The following is a 13,729-nucleotide window of genomic DNA, read 5'->3' on the forward strand; positions in this document are numbered from 1 at the left end:
CATTCCAGCAGCCACGAATTCTTCTAAGGCGTAGGTCGCACGTTCGAATCGTGCTGGGTAGGCCAACCTAGTAAATCAGAAATTCTAATAATATTCACTTACCTTATTTCAGTCTTTGCCATTAGTTGAAGCACGATAAATCATGGCACTACCAATATTGGCTACCGATCATTTTTTTGCTTAGTCTTGTCTTTCATCTTGCGCTTTCTTTTTCAAGCCTTTTTCTCGCTCCTTTTTAAGGTCACGCAATTGCCACCATACAAATAGCAAAACTCCTCCGAAGATCAGCACTACTTCAATTAAGATAACGGGACCAAAATTATCCATAAATGTTCCTTTTAGCGGATATCTTAATCATGAATCATCATTTAGAGCTTGGTTTTGTATATTGGAGTAAATTTTTCCTGTGTAATTTAAGGGGCATATGGGCTAATATAACTGTAAATCTACTCATGATAAAAAAGTCAGCTTATGGATATAAAAAACATCATAGGTTTCATTGAAAAAATATTTCTAATCATTATTGCAATTTTTACTATTGTAGCAATGGGCCAAGAAATATTTTCTCTTATTAGTAGCCAACGCGTTGAGCTGAAGGATCTTTTACTTATGTTTATTTATGCAGAGGTACTGGGGATGCTGGCAGCCTTTTATTCAAGTCATCGCATTCCAATAACAATACCTTTGTTTATTGCAATGACTGCATTAAGTAGACTAATTATTCTTCAGGGTAAAGAGGGAAACCCTGCAATATTGCTCTATGAGAGCGGGGCTATCATCATGATTGCAGGTGCTTGCTGGATCATTAGTCGAGTCAGCATAGCTAAAGAGATTGAGTAGAGCCATTATTTAATTGGCGGTCTCCTATACAGTAGATTAAGTCCTAGTTAACAAGCAATCCTATTATTTAGGCGCTCTAAATGCTAAAAACAATCAAATCCCTTGTTGCTGCATTTATCTTTATATATAGCATCACCATGCCAAGTCAAGTATTAGCACTTGAGATTGGCCAAACATTGCAATTGGAGAGGGTCCAAACTTTAGACGGTTCTTATTTTGAAATCCCTAGAAACAATACAAACAATACACTGATTCAATTATGGGCATCTTGGTGCCCATTTTGTAAGCGCCAAAATAATTATCTAGAGGGCTTCTCTAAGCGCATTCCACCTGGATCAATGAATATTGTGACTATTTCCATTGATAAAACACCTACCATTGCCAAAGAATATATGCGGCAAAATCACTATAGTTTTCCAGCTGCAATGATGACACCAGAACTGAATCAAGCCATCGGGAAAATTCGTGGGGTACCAGTGCTACTGATTCTGGATGCCAAAAATAAGTTGATTTATAAAGAGATTGGCGAAGTTTTTGAAGAGGACTATATTGAGTTAATCAAATATGCCAAATGACATCTAGGGATATTAAATGAAAATCAATGCTGAATACAGTCAGAAGGTTGTGATCAATCATCATGACTTGCCTTGGGTTCCAAGTCCGGAGCCAGGAATAGAAAGACGTATGCTCGATCGTATTGGAGACGAGGTGGCCAAGGCTACATCCATCGTACGCTATCAACCTGGATCCAAATTTCAAACCCACACTCATGAATTTGGTGAGGAGATATTAGTTTTGGATGGAGTTTTTAGTGATGAGACTGGTGACTATCCTGCTGGAACCTACATGATGAATCCACCAGGTTCATCGCATGCACCATTTAGTGAGTCTGGCTGTACTCTATTTGTAAAGCTTAGACATCTTGGTCCAGATCAAGTTAAGCGAGAAATTATTGATACTAAAAGAACTGCTTGGCACCAAGGAATGGTCCCTGGCCTTACTGTAATGCCACTGATGCAGCAGGGTAGTGGGTCAACTCTTGTTCGCTGGGCACCTCAAACCTATTTCAATCCGCACAAGCATTACGGCGGCGAAGAGATCTTTGTGGTTGATGGTGTATTTGAAGATGAGCATGGCCGCTATCCAGCTGGATCATGGATTAGAAGTCCCCATATGAGTCTGCACCAACCTTTTAGTAAAGAGGGCTGCACTATCTTTGTAAAGACGGGACATTTGTTAGGTTGATTAATTTAGAGCAACAGATAGTTATTCAGTTGTAATGTTTTTTTGTCGGTTTACCCGATAAATTTGACATCTAACCACCTGCCAATGCCACTCAAGATCCAATGGTTTCCTCTCTGAATTATAAATCGCGATGCCTATATCGCACGTTCGAATCGTGCTGGTTTGGCAAAAGGCCCGACTGGCCTGTGAGGTCTTATCCAAGAAGCCATTTAGCTATCAGTTGACCAAGTTTGCCTATCCTGTGCTGCTTTGTAATAGGGCGTAATATTAAGTATGTATTTAAATTAAGGGGTAAACATGTCACTACGTATTAACGATCTCTCGCCAAACTTTACTGCTGATTCGACTGCTGGTAAATTGACCTTACACGATTGGATTGGCGATAACTACGCTATTCTATTCTCGCATCCAAAAGACTTTACGCCAGTATGCACAACAGAATTTGGGGCAGTGGCAAAACTTGCTCCTGAGTTTGCAAAGCGTAATACCAAAGTAATGGGTATCTCGGTTGATAGTGTAGAAGATCATCAAAAATGGAAAAAAGATATTGCTACTTTTGCTGGAGCGCCAGCGGATTTCCCAATTATTGATGACACTTCTTTGGTAGTAGCTAAGCTCTACGATATGCTACCTGCTGATGCCTATTTGCCTGATGGCCGTACACCTGCGCATAGTGCAACGGTTCGTACAGTTTTTATCATTGGGCCAGATAAAAAATTACGATTAACGATGTCTTATCCTATGTCTGTAGGTCGTAACTTTGCTGAAATTCTCAGAGTATTGGATGCCATTCAAATAACAGATGGTCTTCCATTAGCGACCCCAGCAAACTGGGTTCCTGGGCAAGATGTGATCGTAGGACTAGCTTTGAATGATGAGCAAGCAACAGCGAAGTATGGTGAGCTTGACATAAAGCTGCCTTATCTGCGTTATGCAAAGACTCCTAAGAAATAGGCTGAATAAATCTTTTCCCCACTTAAAACCACCGAAGGGTGGTTTTATTTTGTCGGCTAACACGACAGATTCCATCTCCAACCATCCAGCCCTCTGCAGATGTCTTATCAGCTCCAACCCATTCTACTCAGCCATAGATCTTGGTGCGTATGCATCATGTTTTTAACACCTTAAAGCGATTATTTTAGCTATTGCCATATCTCATTTTTAAAACATCTAAGGAGTAGGTCCAATCGATCACTGCTTTATACAAGCTGACCTTATTGCAGTGTGCCCCTAAACTCGCTGTAGGCTTTTGATATGACTTAACCATGGATGGCTCGTAGCCATGGATCAATATGGATTAGTGTGGGGCTTACCCTAGGTTTGCAGCAAATAGCCCATAAAGTATTTGACCAAAATCCAATTCATGGGCATTCTAATTCTAAGAAAATTCCTTCTTTGGCTTCACTGTGTTTGTGCGCCTTTGCTGTGATTTCGAATAAAAACATCAGGGTTGAGGCACTATTTACATCTCTAGCCTTGGAGCCGTTTAAAACTATTAAGGAGTGAGACAGAGATGAATAAAGTAATTCTTACAGCATTGCTCGGACTAGGATTTTCAGTTGCGGTATATGCCCAGCAGACAACTACACCTCCAGCTGCGGCTAAACCTGCAGCTCAAGCTAAAAAATATGACTTCAAAGCAATGGATACAGATGGCGACGGAAAAATTAGTAGAGCCGAAGCCAAAAAATATGGCATCACCGATGGAGAGTTTAAGGTGTTTGATAAAGATAACAGCGGTTACATTACCTTAAACGAGATTTCGAAAGAATCTTGGAGTATGTAATTCAGAGTCTCATTTAGAAACCAGCTTAGGCTGGTTTTTATTTGCCCTGAAGGTGGGTGATCGATAACTATTCGAGTAAAAAAATTCTTCTGAGGTGTAAGTCACCCTTTGAATCCCGCTGGGTAGACCTCAAACCGCTACACCATCTATTTTTCACTGCCCATCATTATTCAGGCAATAATGAGCCATCACTGAAACATTTTTGGACAGTTTTATGAATCCGTTTTCTAAAAATTCTTCTTGCTTTGACTGCTAGACTATACGGCGCTTTCTTTGCTCATTTTTTAGTCGGCTCTTTTGTAAGCATGCCACTCGTAGCATGGAGTCAACAAGCCAGCACAGAAGTAAGTAATCAAAGCGCAGCAAATATTGCGTATGAGCTAACTAATCCATTATCGAATTTGCAATTGATCGATGTGCAATGGAATCATGATCGTGGACTAGGAGTTAATCAAGCTGGGACAGATCAAACTTTACAGATTGCCCCAAAAATAAAAATAGATGTTTCTGAGAATTGGAAAACCCTGACTCGCGTTTATTTCAATGCAGTTAAGCTGCAAAATGTTGACGGTGTCAATAATGCCGGTGTAGGGCCTACGCAGATTGAGACTATATTTACACCCAAATCCAATCAGGAAACAATTTATGGACTTGGTCCTTACTTACAGATCCCTGGTGGACAAAGTGGCCAATTTGGCAGCGCTCAATGGGGTGGCGGAATACGAGCGGTATTTGTAACAATGCCGAAGCCTTGGACTATTGGTGTCTTTATTCACCAATCGTGGAGTATGGGCGGCTCTACCGGAGCAGGGACTCTACAAAGTCCTGGTACCGGCACAACGAATACCTTTTCTGCTTGGCCGACTATTGCATACACTACATCTAGTGCATGGATTTATTCTTTAGATAGTGAATCCACCTATAACTACGATGCCCGTAGAACCTACAACCCAGTAAATGCCACGATTGGCAAAGTAGTGCTCATTGATGGTTCGCCAGTCGACTTTACAGTCGGACTTCGATACAACGTCAGTGGTTATCCGCAAACATTACAGTATCCTGGCACGCCTCGGGGTTGGGGTACGAGGGCACAAATTACCTTTCTCATGGGGCATTAAAGTTTGTAATCTTGCTGCCTAGCTCAAAAAATTTCTGTTTTATGCCCCAAAAGGTTGACTGGAACAGCTTGCATGCCAGCGCTTTATCTTAGAATAGCCGCATGAAAAGATCCCTTCTCTACACTTCATTACTTGCTGCTGCTGCTCTTGTAGGGCTTTCTGCTTGTACAGTTGCGAAGTTAGAATCCCGTTTAGAAGCAAATCCCCAGTGCAAGGATGTGGTCAACCCCAAAACGGGTGCTTTAATGCCTTGCCCGGGTTCTGATCGCGCCTTTTATGTCGCTGCAGGAGTAGAAGCACCTAGGCTAGCAAAGACTGGCGCAATGACTCAAACTGAGTCAATCCCTGCTCAGCCTATCAAATCGGATGCTACTGCGCCTTCAGCTGTGAGTACTCCAGCCGTTAAAGCCTCAATTTCACCGCAAGCCAATACAGAATGCAAACCGCAGATACATAAAAAATCGGGCGGTCTGATACCGTGTTTACCGCCAGAGTAATTGAATTTGGTTATGATGTTTTAATTCATCTGGATCTATAGATGTGACTACCTTGGAAGAGACATGAAAAAATTGAGCTTATTAGCAGCGTCCATTTCTGCAGCTATTTTGTTAGCTGCTTGTAGTAATGCGCCAAAGTTAGCCACTCAAGCGATGCCTAGATCTGGCTTCTTGCCTGATTATTCCTTGCTGGTTCCGATGGCTACTAATGATCCGGACGCGCGTATTTGGAGATACCGAGTTTCAGGTGTTAATCCTGGTTCATACACTGCTGTGCTTTTAGAGCCGATCTATCTCAATCAAAATGCCACTAAAGATGTGAGTCCTGAAGTAATCAATAAAGCAAAAGCGGCTTTACAAGCATCGATGAATGAAGCTGTAAATAGCCGTACCAATATCAAAGTCGTCAATAAGCCTGGACCAGGAGTAGCCCGTATATCTATCGGTATTACAGGAGCAGAGAGTTCAGCAGATAGTCTACAGCCTTGGAATTTCACACCGATTGGCCTTGCAATGAATGCCGCAGCTTATGCTGGTGGCGTTAATTCCAAAACCCCAGCATTGCTAGTGGAAAGTAAGATCACTGACAGCCAATCAAACAAGCTATTGGGTGAGGGCTTAGTAACCATTCAAGGTGAATCATTTAGAACCGCTTCTGGATCAGCAGATTCATTTGTAGCAATGGCTATTAAAGTCGTTAAGCTGGCCATGGAAACCTCTGCTGACCCTACGCCTACTGGCAAATAAGAGGTCCGTATGCATTATTCAAAAACCCTTTTATGTATTGGCGCTTGGTTTCTGCTGCTTTTGACGCTGCCTGCATATGCGGACGATGCATCTCGCGATCGTGAAATTGCAGAGCGTTTCAAAATATGCGATGTCAATCAGGACGGCAAGTTAACCCAGGAAGAAGCCAAAGGCTGTATGCCGCGTATCTATGACCATTTCAGCATCATTGACTCTAACAATCAGGGTTATGTCACTGTGGCTCAGATTCAGGCAATGGCCAATAGATAATTTGCGCTTAGTGGTATTGAAGTGCTAATACAGTGATGTCATCTGACTGCTGATTCGAGCTGACATGTAGGTCGATGTCTTGCAACAAATTAGCAACGATGTGTTTACTATTACTTCTATCACTTGCCGATAGCAAGTTTTTGACCCGATCTAAGGAATACAGTTTTCCTGTCTGATCCTCGGCCTCGGTCACTCCATCCGTATACAGCACAAGCGAATCCCCCGGCTTGAGTTTGGCGTTACCAATGTTGTAGGTATTCGCTGCATGGATACCCAAAATCATATTTCTAGGTCCAGAAAGGGCCGTGAATTCTTGATTTGTTCCTGCTATGAGAGGGCTGTCGTGACCTGCATTGATAAACTGCAGCTCCCCTGTATGGGTATTCATAATGCCAATGAACATGGTTACAAACATATTGCTATCGTTGTTAAAGCATAAAGACTTATTGACATCTAGCAAGGATTCAACCAAATTTGTAGACTTCGTCACATTGGAACGCAGAAGCGTCATGATCTTCATCATGAAAAGAGCGGCAGGGACACCTTTTCCGGATACATCTCCAACAGCAAAAGCAATGTGGTCTTCATCAATTGAAAATGCATCAAAAAAATCACCGCCCATCTCTTTAGCAGGCTTCGTCACACCATAAGCTTTTACACGACTATGCCCTGGATATAAATGATCACCGGGAGGAATCATATTCATTTGAATGCTTGCTGCAATCGATACTTCTTGTTTTAAGCTTTCATGGATCTTTTGCTCGATTTGCCTTAAGCGAGTCAATTCTTCTTCTGCATTTTTAGACTCGGTAGCATCTCGCGCTACCCCTAAAAACATCAAATGGCCATCAATGACCATGCTGCTGATGCTCAAATCCATCGGGAAAACAGCACCATTTGCACGCCTGCCAATCACTTCTTTTTTACTATTGCTGATAATTGGCGCAGTTTTATTACTGGCGTAGTCTTTAATTTTATTGGCGTAATCAATAGCATCGTCGTCATTGAGTAGTGTGCTGAAATTTTTACCAATTGCTTTTGCAGCAGGCACATTAAAAATCGCTTCTGCAGCGGGGTTAAATCTAGCGATGAGGCCTTCTTTATCGATGATGATGACTGCATCCAGCATATTGTCAATCACGTCTGCCGCTTGGTTGTGCGCCTGCTGAATTTCAAAATTTAACTTATTGGTTCGCGCTCTAATGAAATGGGCCGTAATGGTTGCGAACGTTGCTGTCACAAAAATGGTTATCGTATGCGATTCCCAAGGGGTTAGCTGCCCCTTAAAGATGGTCTCTTTTGCAAGCTCATAAAGTGTCATGAGGGCGGCAACCAAAACATAGGTTACCAGCAACTGCCGCAGGGAAAAGTTGGACTTCAATTGCTGCCTATCGGCTTGAGAGATACTGGGATTCATCTAAATAATCTACAAAAAAGCATTGGAAACCGAAAGGTAGGATGATATTTCAATTGTTATAATTTTCGTATAGTATAGGTAGCTATTAAAAAGCCTGTATCCCTGCATCCCTGTATCCACTTATTATTTGTTTTACTTTATAAATAAATTGCCATTATGCCGATAGACTTCAAAGATTCCGATACCCTGAGACTTATCACCATCGACGGACGCCTCGATAGCGCTGGTTCTGACGAGATAGCTACGCGCTTTTCTGCGATGTCTTCTGGTGCCAAACCATCCGTTATAGTAGATTTGTCACAGGTTAGCTTCCTCTCCTCCATTGGCATTCGTTTAATTATTCAGAATGCGAAATCCTTGCAAAACAAAGGTGGAAAAATGTTACTTGTCACTGGTGACAATGAGCATGTCAGCGGTACCTTGGAGTCAACCGGGATTAGCTCATTAGTTCCTATTTTTACAAATATTCAGTTGGCTGAGCAAGCAATCGCTGGATAAAACTCCCATTACCTCTTTGAATGATAGGTGTCCCTTTGGCTTCTTTAGCAATTAATGCGGATCGTTCTGAAGTCAGAACAGCAGCTGACTGGCTTCATGAAGTGGCTCATCAGTATGAAGTGCCCCAAAATAAAGCCATTGCATTAGATCAATGTCTGGATGAGGTGTTGATGAATATCGTGATGCACGGAGGCACTTCTGCCACCAACACCCCTGTAGAGCTCTCATTTTCGCTTACGCCAAAAGAAGCCGCCATTACGGTTAGTGACTCCGGGAAGCCCTTTGACCCTGTCAATGCGCCAGCCAAGCCAAGACCGATGACTTTAGAGGAGGCTGAGCCAGGAGGATTGGGCTTATCGATCATCAAGGGCCTATCTAACCATATCAATTATGAGTTCAAGGAGGGTCGCAACGTTTTAACCTTTGCAGTAGCGATCTAAGTGATTTTCTATTCTTTATTTGCACCTAATTAGTGCCATTCTTTCAGTCAGAACTCTTAATTTAGTCAAATTTCTGTCATATTTTTGACATATGCGAGCAATAGACTAACTCCTGAAATTTGATCAGGCTCTTGCCCCCAAATTACGGCACTATTGGACGATTTTGATTGATTATTGACATGAAAAAATACAAAGTTTTATTTCTGTGCCACCACAATAGCGCTAGATCCATCATGGCTCAGGCTTTAGCCTCTGCCCATTTGAGTAAGAAATTTGAAGGTTATTCCGCAGGATCATCGCCCGGAGACTCTTTAAACCCATTTGCAATGGAATTAATTCAAGAGGCGAATTATCAAGGCGAGCCCTTAATGCCTAAGAGCTGGGATGTTTTCTCCTCTGCTGACGCGCCAAAGATGGATTTCATTATTTCTCTATCCGACAAGGTGAGGGGCGAAGATGTCCCAGTTTGGCCTGGTAGTCCAGCTACAGCACATTGGGACTTCCCTGATCCCGGGCTGACAAGCGGCAGTAACAATATGGAAATTAAGGCAGCTTATGTTGCTTTATATAAAGGCCTGCAGAATCGCATTGATATTTTGGCCGCCTTATCTTTTGAGCGTCTTGATAAGATCCGTTTGCAGGATGAATTAAACGCCATTCATCAAAATTTACTGTAACGTGACCTCAACAATGGCGAGTTGGTGGCATGCATTCCGCAGCATGCTTCATTTTTTAAAGCTGCGATTGCCAACATGAGCCTATTTGCACGCCTTAAAACCCGCTTACCTAAGCTTCAACTACCTTTGAAGCGATTGTCTTTCAACATTAAAAAGCGTCAAGCTTTGCAATTTTTAGCCATTGGAATCCTTTCCATTGCCGCGCTACTCGGCGGAACTGCTTACTTCGAATTGCCCCCCGGTATTCAAATTTCGGAGTTCATCCAGTCGCAAGCCGAAAATAAAGCAGATCTCCTGGATGTCGTAGCGATTGCAGATTTCTCTGGGCCTACTCGCATGATTGGTCAAGATCTTGCCCAGGGCTTTAAAGACGCAGCAGAGGCTGGCAATATTTCAAACGATGTTCGGCTCATTATTCGAGATGATCGTGGTGATGCCAATGTGGTTGCTGCTTTAGCTGATGGAGCTGCAGCTGGATTTAGTACCTTAGCAGTCATTGGTCCCACGCAAGCAGCAGGGTATCAAGATATGATCACCTCGCTAGAGGAGGGCATGGTTCCAGGCTTAGTGCCCATTGGCCCACCAAATAGTAAGGGCAGTGATAAATGGATATTTGCATTACAGCCAAGCCAACAGAGGCAAGGCGAGTTTGTCAGCAATATTCTGCTGAAAGCAAAAGGTGCTAACTCAACAGTTTTCATTACTTATGAAGGTGATAGTAATAATGGCTATGCCTCCGGTTTTCAAAAGGTTTATGCCAAGAATGCAAAAGATAAATTTGCTTTAAAAACTTGGCCAAAAAATCCGGATGCAGAGAGTATTGCGCAACTGATTAGAGCCGTTTCTAGTTATGATTATGTGGCATTTTCATTACCCACAACTGATGCTGTCCAGCTTGTTAAGGCTTTAAAGGATAGCAACTACGCGGGACAGCTTGTTGGATTTGGTGGGGCAAGTTTGCCAACTTTTCCAGGGCAATTTCAGAAGTTTCCAAAGGAAATTTTATCTCCGGGGTTTTATACAAATGGTTTGATGAGCGTAACCCCATTTTTACCGAGCATGGCTGATGAACAAGCTCGCGTGCTCATCAATTCTTATCAAAAGAAAAATCGCTCAGACCCTTCTTGGGCTTACGCTTACGGTTACGATGCAGGATATTTATTAAGTCATTTCATTGATAAACTCAAACAAGAAACACCCGACTGGAAAAAGCTTCCGCCAGAAGAGCTGCGCAAGAATTTCCAAACTTACTTGTTATCTCTGAATGGAAATCAATCTAAGGCAGGGGCTTTTACAGGGCAGATTCGACTAGACCAAAATCAGGAACGCGATGTTCCGCCAACTCTGGTCTCTTTTAAGAATGGCAAACAAATTCCGTACTTACTTCAATATGGGACAGATGCTGCTCGCTTCAATTTCACCGACAAAATTGCTGACAATCAAATTCAACTCGACAATCGAGTATATGACTTAGTCCCAGTGATTTTTACAGGCCTCATTCCTAGAGAAATTAGCTTTATTAATCTGGAAAAAAGAACCTTTACTGCAGAAATGGATATCTGGTTTCGTGGCAGCATAGCGATTGATGCAGATGACATATTCTTCCCTGCCTTGTTTACAGATAATCCTACGTTTACGATCTTAGAATCTTCTGACACCAAGACAGAGAAATATCGATTATTTCGTTACCGTGGCGTCTTTAAGTTTGAAGCCTTAGCAAAAGATCTCGCCTTGGGTCAATTGCCCCTGGCAGTTGCTTTTAGGCATAAGAGTTTAGATTCGTCTAAGTTGCGTTTTGTAATTGATGAAGTTAATACGGGCACAGGTACAACCATTATTCGGGATATGAATAAGGCTGAGGTACTAGCTCCTGAAATGGATTACCGGGCTGAGACTGCTAGCCTTGCGATTGAAAACGACATCGTAAATTCCTTGGGCAATCCAATAGCAGCAACTGGAGAAAGAAATTTCTCTGAATTTAAGGCTTCTTATGGATTGCGCAAAAAAGATGCCATGATTGGGTCCTACCTGGGTAGTAAGCTGGACTGGCGCCATTCCTTTGCATTTGCCTTTTTTCTAGCGATTTTTGCCCTATTGCCCAAAGTGTTAAGAAAAGTTTTTGCTGAACGGAAAAAGCTATCTAGACTTATTTCATTAGAGTGCAGTTTTATCGCCATCTTTTTTCTAGAAGTAGGTTTGTTTGCTAGTCCGATACTCGATAAGACAAACTCTATTTTATTGCTCACACTTCAAAATTCATTTTCCGCCTTTTATTATTTTGCTACTGCGGCAAGTTTGAATCTAGTGGTTAGATGGATTATTGAAAAGCAAAAGTCTAAAAAGACCGCCTTACAAGGATCGCTTAAGGTCCTGTTGTCCACTTTAATTTACTCCACTTTTTTTGGTTTTTACTATACCGATGTGCTTCACAGAGATATCCTTCCGGTCTTAGCAGCATCTTCTGTCATATTGACTGTAGTAGGTTTAGCTCTGCGCGAATTAATTTTAGATGCCTTAGGTGGTATCACTATTGGGCTTGAAGGGGCGGTTAAGCCGGGTGATTGGGTTCATATCAATGCTCAGGACCATAACATTGATGGTGTCATTGAAGAGCTTGGCTGGAGAAATGTACGCATTCATTCAAGGGATGGGCTAGTCCATTTCATCCCTAATTCAATCTTGATTCAAAAAACGGTGTCAAATGCTTCCAGCAGTGGTGGCTACGAGAGGGTTGAGATTCCGTTTGGAATTAGTCCAGTTGCAAACTTACAGCACATTATTCAAGTGGTAACTGTTGGCATTGGAGAGCTTCTGACCGATAATTCTTCTGTAGACCATACTAGACCTATACGCCTTGTTTGTGAAAAGATAGAGTCTCGCGGCGTGCAAATAAATGCCCAAATTTTCTATCGTGCTGACCAGTCATCGGATCATTTATCTACTATTGTTCTTGAATTGGTAAATCGCCTATTGCGTGAACATCATGCATTGCCGTTTATGTCGATTGAGTTTTCGGGAAGTACGAGCAACATTCACGCTCTCAGGTCGTAAACCAAAGCCTTTCGAGGAATAATGCGTGTTTGATAGATAATGTTCGCATGCACTCAGCGATCTATTCAAATGCCGGTTTTGAAGTAAAAAATATCCCCATCTCTTCGCAAGATGGTCCAATCGATATTGCTTGTCAGGTAGGTGGTAGTGGCCCACCTTTACTCCTGTTGCATGGTTTCCCCCAAACAAAAGCGATCTGGGAGGCTGTAGCTCCTGAATTAGCCAAGCACTACACGGTGGTTGCAGCAGACCTGCGTGGCTATGGCCAGTCTTCAAAGCCCCATGGAAAGCCTGATCACTCAAGCTATTCAAAAAGATCAATGGCTTCCGATCAGCATGCGCTAATGAAGGCATTGGGTTTTAATCAATTCTTTTTACTAGGTCATGATCGTGGTGGTAGGGTCTCCCATCGATTGGCCATGGACTTTCCAGAAAGTGTTTTACGACTTATGGTGTTAGATATATCGCCAACCTTAACGATGTATGAGAACACCACCATGGAGTTCGCTAAAGGTTACTGGCATTGGTTTTTCTTAATTCAAGCAGAACCTATTCCAGAAACGATGATTGGGGCTGACCCAGAATTTTGGTTGAAGAATCATATGGGTCGTCATGCTGGAACTGGCCTATTTACTCCTGAACGCTGGGCTGAATATTTGGCTGGAGCCTGCAATCCGCAAAGCATGCATGCCATGTGTGAAGACTATCGCGCTGCTGCAAGTATTGATTTAGTGCACGACAGAGCCGATCGTACTGCTGGCAAAAAACTAGCAATGCCTTTGCATGTCCTTTGGGGAGAGCATGGCTTAGTGAATAAATGCTTTAAACCGCTTGAAGATTGGGAGGCAGTTGCCAATAAGGTCACCGGTAAAGCAGTTCCTTGTGGCCACTATATTCCTGAAGAAATACCTGTTGAACTTATTGTTGAAGCAAGGCAATTTTTCGTTTAGTAATTTAAATAATTAAGCTGCGACTTTTGGGGGCTTAGTGCCTAAAGGTGGGCAGGGCATCACAATTGCTGGGTCACATTTAAGTAGCTTTGCATCTTTACCTGGATAGCTCACTCTAGACAACAGATCCTGAATCAGATTTAAGTGCGTTAACTTCTTATTGTTGGCATTAATAACAGTCCAAGGAGCCTTT

General features: G+C 42.4%; 17 protein-coding genes and 1 pseudogene. 14 read left to right on the forward strand and 4 right to left on the reverse strand.

What is annotated here, in order from left to right; all coding sequences use genetic code 11:
* Window positions 1-180 precede the first annotated feature (180 nt).
* Window positions 181-327 (reverse strand): hypothetical protein, encoded by a 147-nt coding sequence (locus ICN45_RS01015; protein WP_216172162.1) that lies wholly within the window; start codon window positions 325-327, stop codon window positions 181-183.
* Window positions 328-471: 144 nt separating this feature from the next.
* On the opposite strand from ICN45_RS01015, the gene ICN45_RS01020 reads away from it, so the two are divergent.
* From ICN45_RS01020 to ICN45_RS01035, 4 genes are all read left to right on the forward strand, one after another.
* Window positions 472-840 (forward strand): phosphate-starvation-inducible protein PsiE, encoded by a 369-nt coding sequence (locus ICN45_RS01020; protein ID WP_216172164.1) that lies wholly within the window; start codon window positions 472-474, stop codon window positions 838-840.
* Between the two features lie 80 nt (window positions 841-920).
* A complete protein-coding gene (locus ICN45_RS01025; protein WP_216172166.1) occupies window positions 921-1,415 on the forward strand; it encodes a TlpA family protein disulfide reductase in 495 nt (164 codons plus the stop codon).
* A gap of 16 nt (window positions 1,416-1,431) precedes the next feature.
* Window positions 1,432-2,085: a cupin domain-containing protein gene (locus ICN45_RS01030; RefSeq protein ID WP_216172168.1), complete on the forward strand. Its 654-nt coding sequence runs from the start codon at window positions 1,432-1,434 to the stop codon at window positions 2,083-2,085.
* Between the two features lie 297 nt (window positions 2,086-2,382).
* Complete coding sequence (locus ICN45_RS01035; protein WP_216172170.1) at window positions 2,383-3,039, forward strand: peroxiredoxin; 657 nt, start codon at window positions 2,383-2,385, stop codon at window positions 3,037-3,039.
* Window positions 3,040-3,223: 184 nt separating this feature from the next.
* Here ICN45_RS01035 and ICN45_RS10380 read toward each other — a convergent pair whose 3' ends face one another.
* The gene (locus tag ICN45_RS10380) at window positions 3,224-3,352 is read right to left on the reverse strand and encodes a hypothetical protein (RefSeq protein WP_255531035.1); all 129 of its coding nucleotides are present in this window, start codon (window positions 3,350-3,352) and stop codon (window positions 3,224-3,226) included.
* 246 nt (window positions 3,353-3,598) lie between these two features.
* Between ICN45_RS10380 and ICN45_RS01040 the strand changes: the two genes are divergently transcribed.
* From ICN45_RS01040 to ICN45_RS01060, 5 genes are all read left to right on the forward strand, one after another.
* Window positions 3,599-3,871: an EF-hand domain-containing protein gene (locus ICN45_RS01040; RefSeq protein WP_216175565.1), complete on the forward strand. Its 273-nt coding sequence runs from the start codon at window positions 3,599-3,601 to the stop codon at window positions 3,869-3,871.
* A 305-nt stretch (window positions 3,872-4,176) separates the two neighbouring features.
* Window positions 4,177-4,989: a hypothetical protein gene (locus ICN45_RS01045; RefSeq protein WP_216172172.1), complete on the forward strand. Its 813-nt coding sequence runs from the start codon at window positions 4,177-4,179 to the stop codon at window positions 4,987-4,989.
* Window positions 4,990-5,090: 101 nt separating this feature from the next.
* On the forward strand, window positions 5,091-5,486 hold the full coding sequence (locus ICN45_RS01050; RefSeq protein WP_216172174.1) for a hypothetical protein: 396 nt from the start codon (window positions 5,091-5,093) through the stop codon (window positions 5,484-5,486).
* Between the two features lie 63 nt (window positions 5,487-5,549).
* Window positions 5,550-6,233: a DUF3313 domain-containing protein gene (locus ICN45_RS01055; protein ID WP_216172176.1), complete on the forward strand. Its 684-nt coding sequence runs from the start codon at window positions 5,550-5,552 to the stop codon at window positions 6,231-6,233.
* Between the two features lie 9 nt (window positions 6,234-6,242).
* Window positions 6,243-6,503, forward strand: coding sequence for an EF-hand domain-containing protein (locus ICN45_RS01060; RefSeq protein WP_216175702.1), 261 nt, complete (start codon window positions 6,243-6,245; stop codon window positions 6,501-6,503).
* A 7-nt stretch (window positions 6,504-6,510) separates the two neighbouring features.
* Here ICN45_RS01060 and ICN45_RS01065 read toward each other — a convergent pair whose 3' ends face one another.
* Window positions 6,511-7,920 (reverse strand): PP2C family protein-serine/threonine phosphatase, encoded by a 1,410-nt coding sequence (locus ICN45_RS01065; RefSeq protein WP_216172178.1) that lies wholly within the window; start codon window positions 7,918-7,920, stop codon window positions 6,511-6,513.
* Window positions 7,921-8,076: 156 nt separating this feature from the next.
* On the opposite strand from ICN45_RS01065, the gene ICN45_RS01070 reads away from it, so the two are divergent.
* The 5 genes from ICN45_RS01070 to ICN45_RS01090 all read left to right on the forward strand — a co-directional run bounded on the left by ICN45_RS01070 (window position 8,077) and on the right by ICN45_RS01090 (window position 13,536).
* A complete protein-coding gene (locus ICN45_RS01070) occupies window positions 8,077-8,418 on the forward strand; it encodes an STAS domain-containing protein (RefSeq protein ID WP_216172180.1) in 342 nt (113 codons plus the stop codon).
* A 35-nt stretch (window positions 8,419-8,453) separates the two neighbouring features.
* The gene (locus ICN45_RS01075) at window positions 8,454-8,858 is read left to right on the forward strand and encodes an ATP-binding protein (protein WP_216172182.1); all 405 of its coding nucleotides are present in this window, start codon (window positions 8,454-8,456) and stop codon (window positions 8,856-8,858) included.
* A 179-nt stretch (window positions 8,859-9,037) separates the two neighbouring features.
* Window positions 9,038-9,535 (forward strand): arsenate-mycothiol transferase ArsC, encoded by a 498-nt coding sequence (locus tag ICN45_RS01080; protein ID WP_216172184.1) that lies wholly within the window; start codon window positions 9,038-9,040, stop codon window positions 9,533-9,535.
* Window positions 9,536-9,559: 24 nt separating this feature from the next.
* Window positions 9,560-12,586 carry an ABC transporter substrate-binding protein gene (locus ICN45_RS01085; RefSeq protein ID WP_216172186.1) on the forward strand — a complete coding sequence of 1,009 codons (3,027 nt, stop codon included), beginning with the start codon at window positions 9,560-9,562 and terminating at the stop codon, window positions 12,584-12,586.
* A 47-nt stretch (window positions 12,587-12,633) separates the two neighbouring features.
* Window positions 12,634-13,536, forward strand: a complete 903-nt coding sequence (locus tag ICN45_RS01090; RefSeq protein ID WP_216172188.1) for an alpha/beta fold hydrolase — start codon at window positions 12,634-12,636, stop codon at window positions 13,534-13,536.
* A 12-nt stretch (window positions 13,537-13,548) separates the two neighbouring features.
* On the opposite strand, the pseudogene ICN45_RS01095 reads toward ICN45_RS01090, so the two are convergent.
* Window positions 13,549-13,729 (reverse strand): annotated as a pseudogene (locus ICN45_RS01095) (polyphosphate kinase 2); the annotation flags it as partial.

This window comes from Polynucleobacter alcilacus, assembly GCF_018881545.1.
Taxonomy (GTDB): Bacteria; Pseudomonadota; Gammaproteobacteria; order Burkholderiales; family Burkholderiaceae; genus Polynucleobacter; species Polynucleobacter alcilacus.

What these genes read in the sequence shown, in the direction of transcription:
- ICN45_RS01015 (WP_216172162.1), bottom strand. Translation starts at nt 327, where the DNA reads ATGGATAATTTTGGTCCCGTTATCTTAATTGAAGTAGTGCTGATCTTC.
- ICN45_RS01020 (WP_216172164.1), top strand. Translation starts at nt 472, where the DNA reads ATGGATATAAAAAACATCATAGGTTTCATTGAAAAAATATTTCTAATC.
- ICN45_RS01025 (WP_216172166.1), top strand. Translation starts at nt 921, where the DNA reads ATGCTAAAAACAATCAAATCCCTTGTTGCTGCATTTATCTTTATATAT.
- ICN45_RS01030 (WP_216172168.1), top strand. Translation starts at nt 1,432, where the DNA reads ATGAAAATCAATGCTGAATACAGTCAGAAGGTTGTGATCAATCATCAT.
- ICN45_RS01035 (WP_216172170.1), top strand. Translation starts at nt 2,383, where the DNA reads ATGTCACTACGTATTAACGATCTCTCGCCAAACTTTACTGCTGATTCG.
- ICN45_RS10380 (WP_255531035.1), bottom strand. Translation starts at nt 3,352, where the DNA reads ATGGTTAAGTCATATCAAAAGCCTACAGCGAGTTTAGGGGCACACTGC.
- ICN45_RS01040 (WP_216175565.1), top strand. Translation starts at nt 3,599, where the DNA reads ATGAATAAAGTAATTCTTACAGCATTGCTCGGACTAGGATTTTCAGTT.
- ICN45_RS01045 (WP_216172172.1), top strand. Translation starts at nt 4,177, where the DNA reads ATGCCACTCGTAGCATGGAGTCAACAAGCCAGCACAGAAGTAAGTAAT.
- ICN45_RS01050 (WP_216172174.1), top strand. Translation starts at nt 5,091, where the DNA reads ATGAAAAGATCCCTTCTCTACACTTCATTACTTGCTGCTGCTGCTCTT.
- ICN45_RS01055 (WP_216172176.1), top strand. Translation starts at nt 5,550, where the DNA reads ATGAAAAAATTGAGCTTATTAGCAGCGTCCATTTCTGCAGCTATTTTG.
- ICN45_RS01060 (WP_216175702.1), top strand. Translation starts at nt 6,243, where the DNA reads ATGCATTATTCAAAAACCCTTTTATGTATTGGCGCTTGGTTTCTGCTG.
- ICN45_RS01065 (WP_216172178.1), bottom strand. Translation starts at nt 7,920, where the DNA reads ATGAATCCCAGTATCTCTCAAGCCGATAGGCAGCAATTGAAGTCCAAC.
- ICN45_RS01070 (WP_216172180.1), top strand. Translation starts at nt 8,077, where the DNA reads ATGCCGATAGACTTCAAAGATTCCGATACCCTGAGACTTATCACCATC.
- ICN45_RS01080 (WP_216172184.1), top strand. Translation starts at nt 9,038, where the DNA reads ATGAAAAAATACAAAGTTTTATTTCTGTGCCACCACAATAGCGCTAGA.
- ICN45_RS01090 (WP_216172188.1), top strand. Translation starts at nt 12,634, where the DNA reads ATGCACTCAGCGATCTATTCAAATGCCGGTTTTGAAGTAAAAAATATC.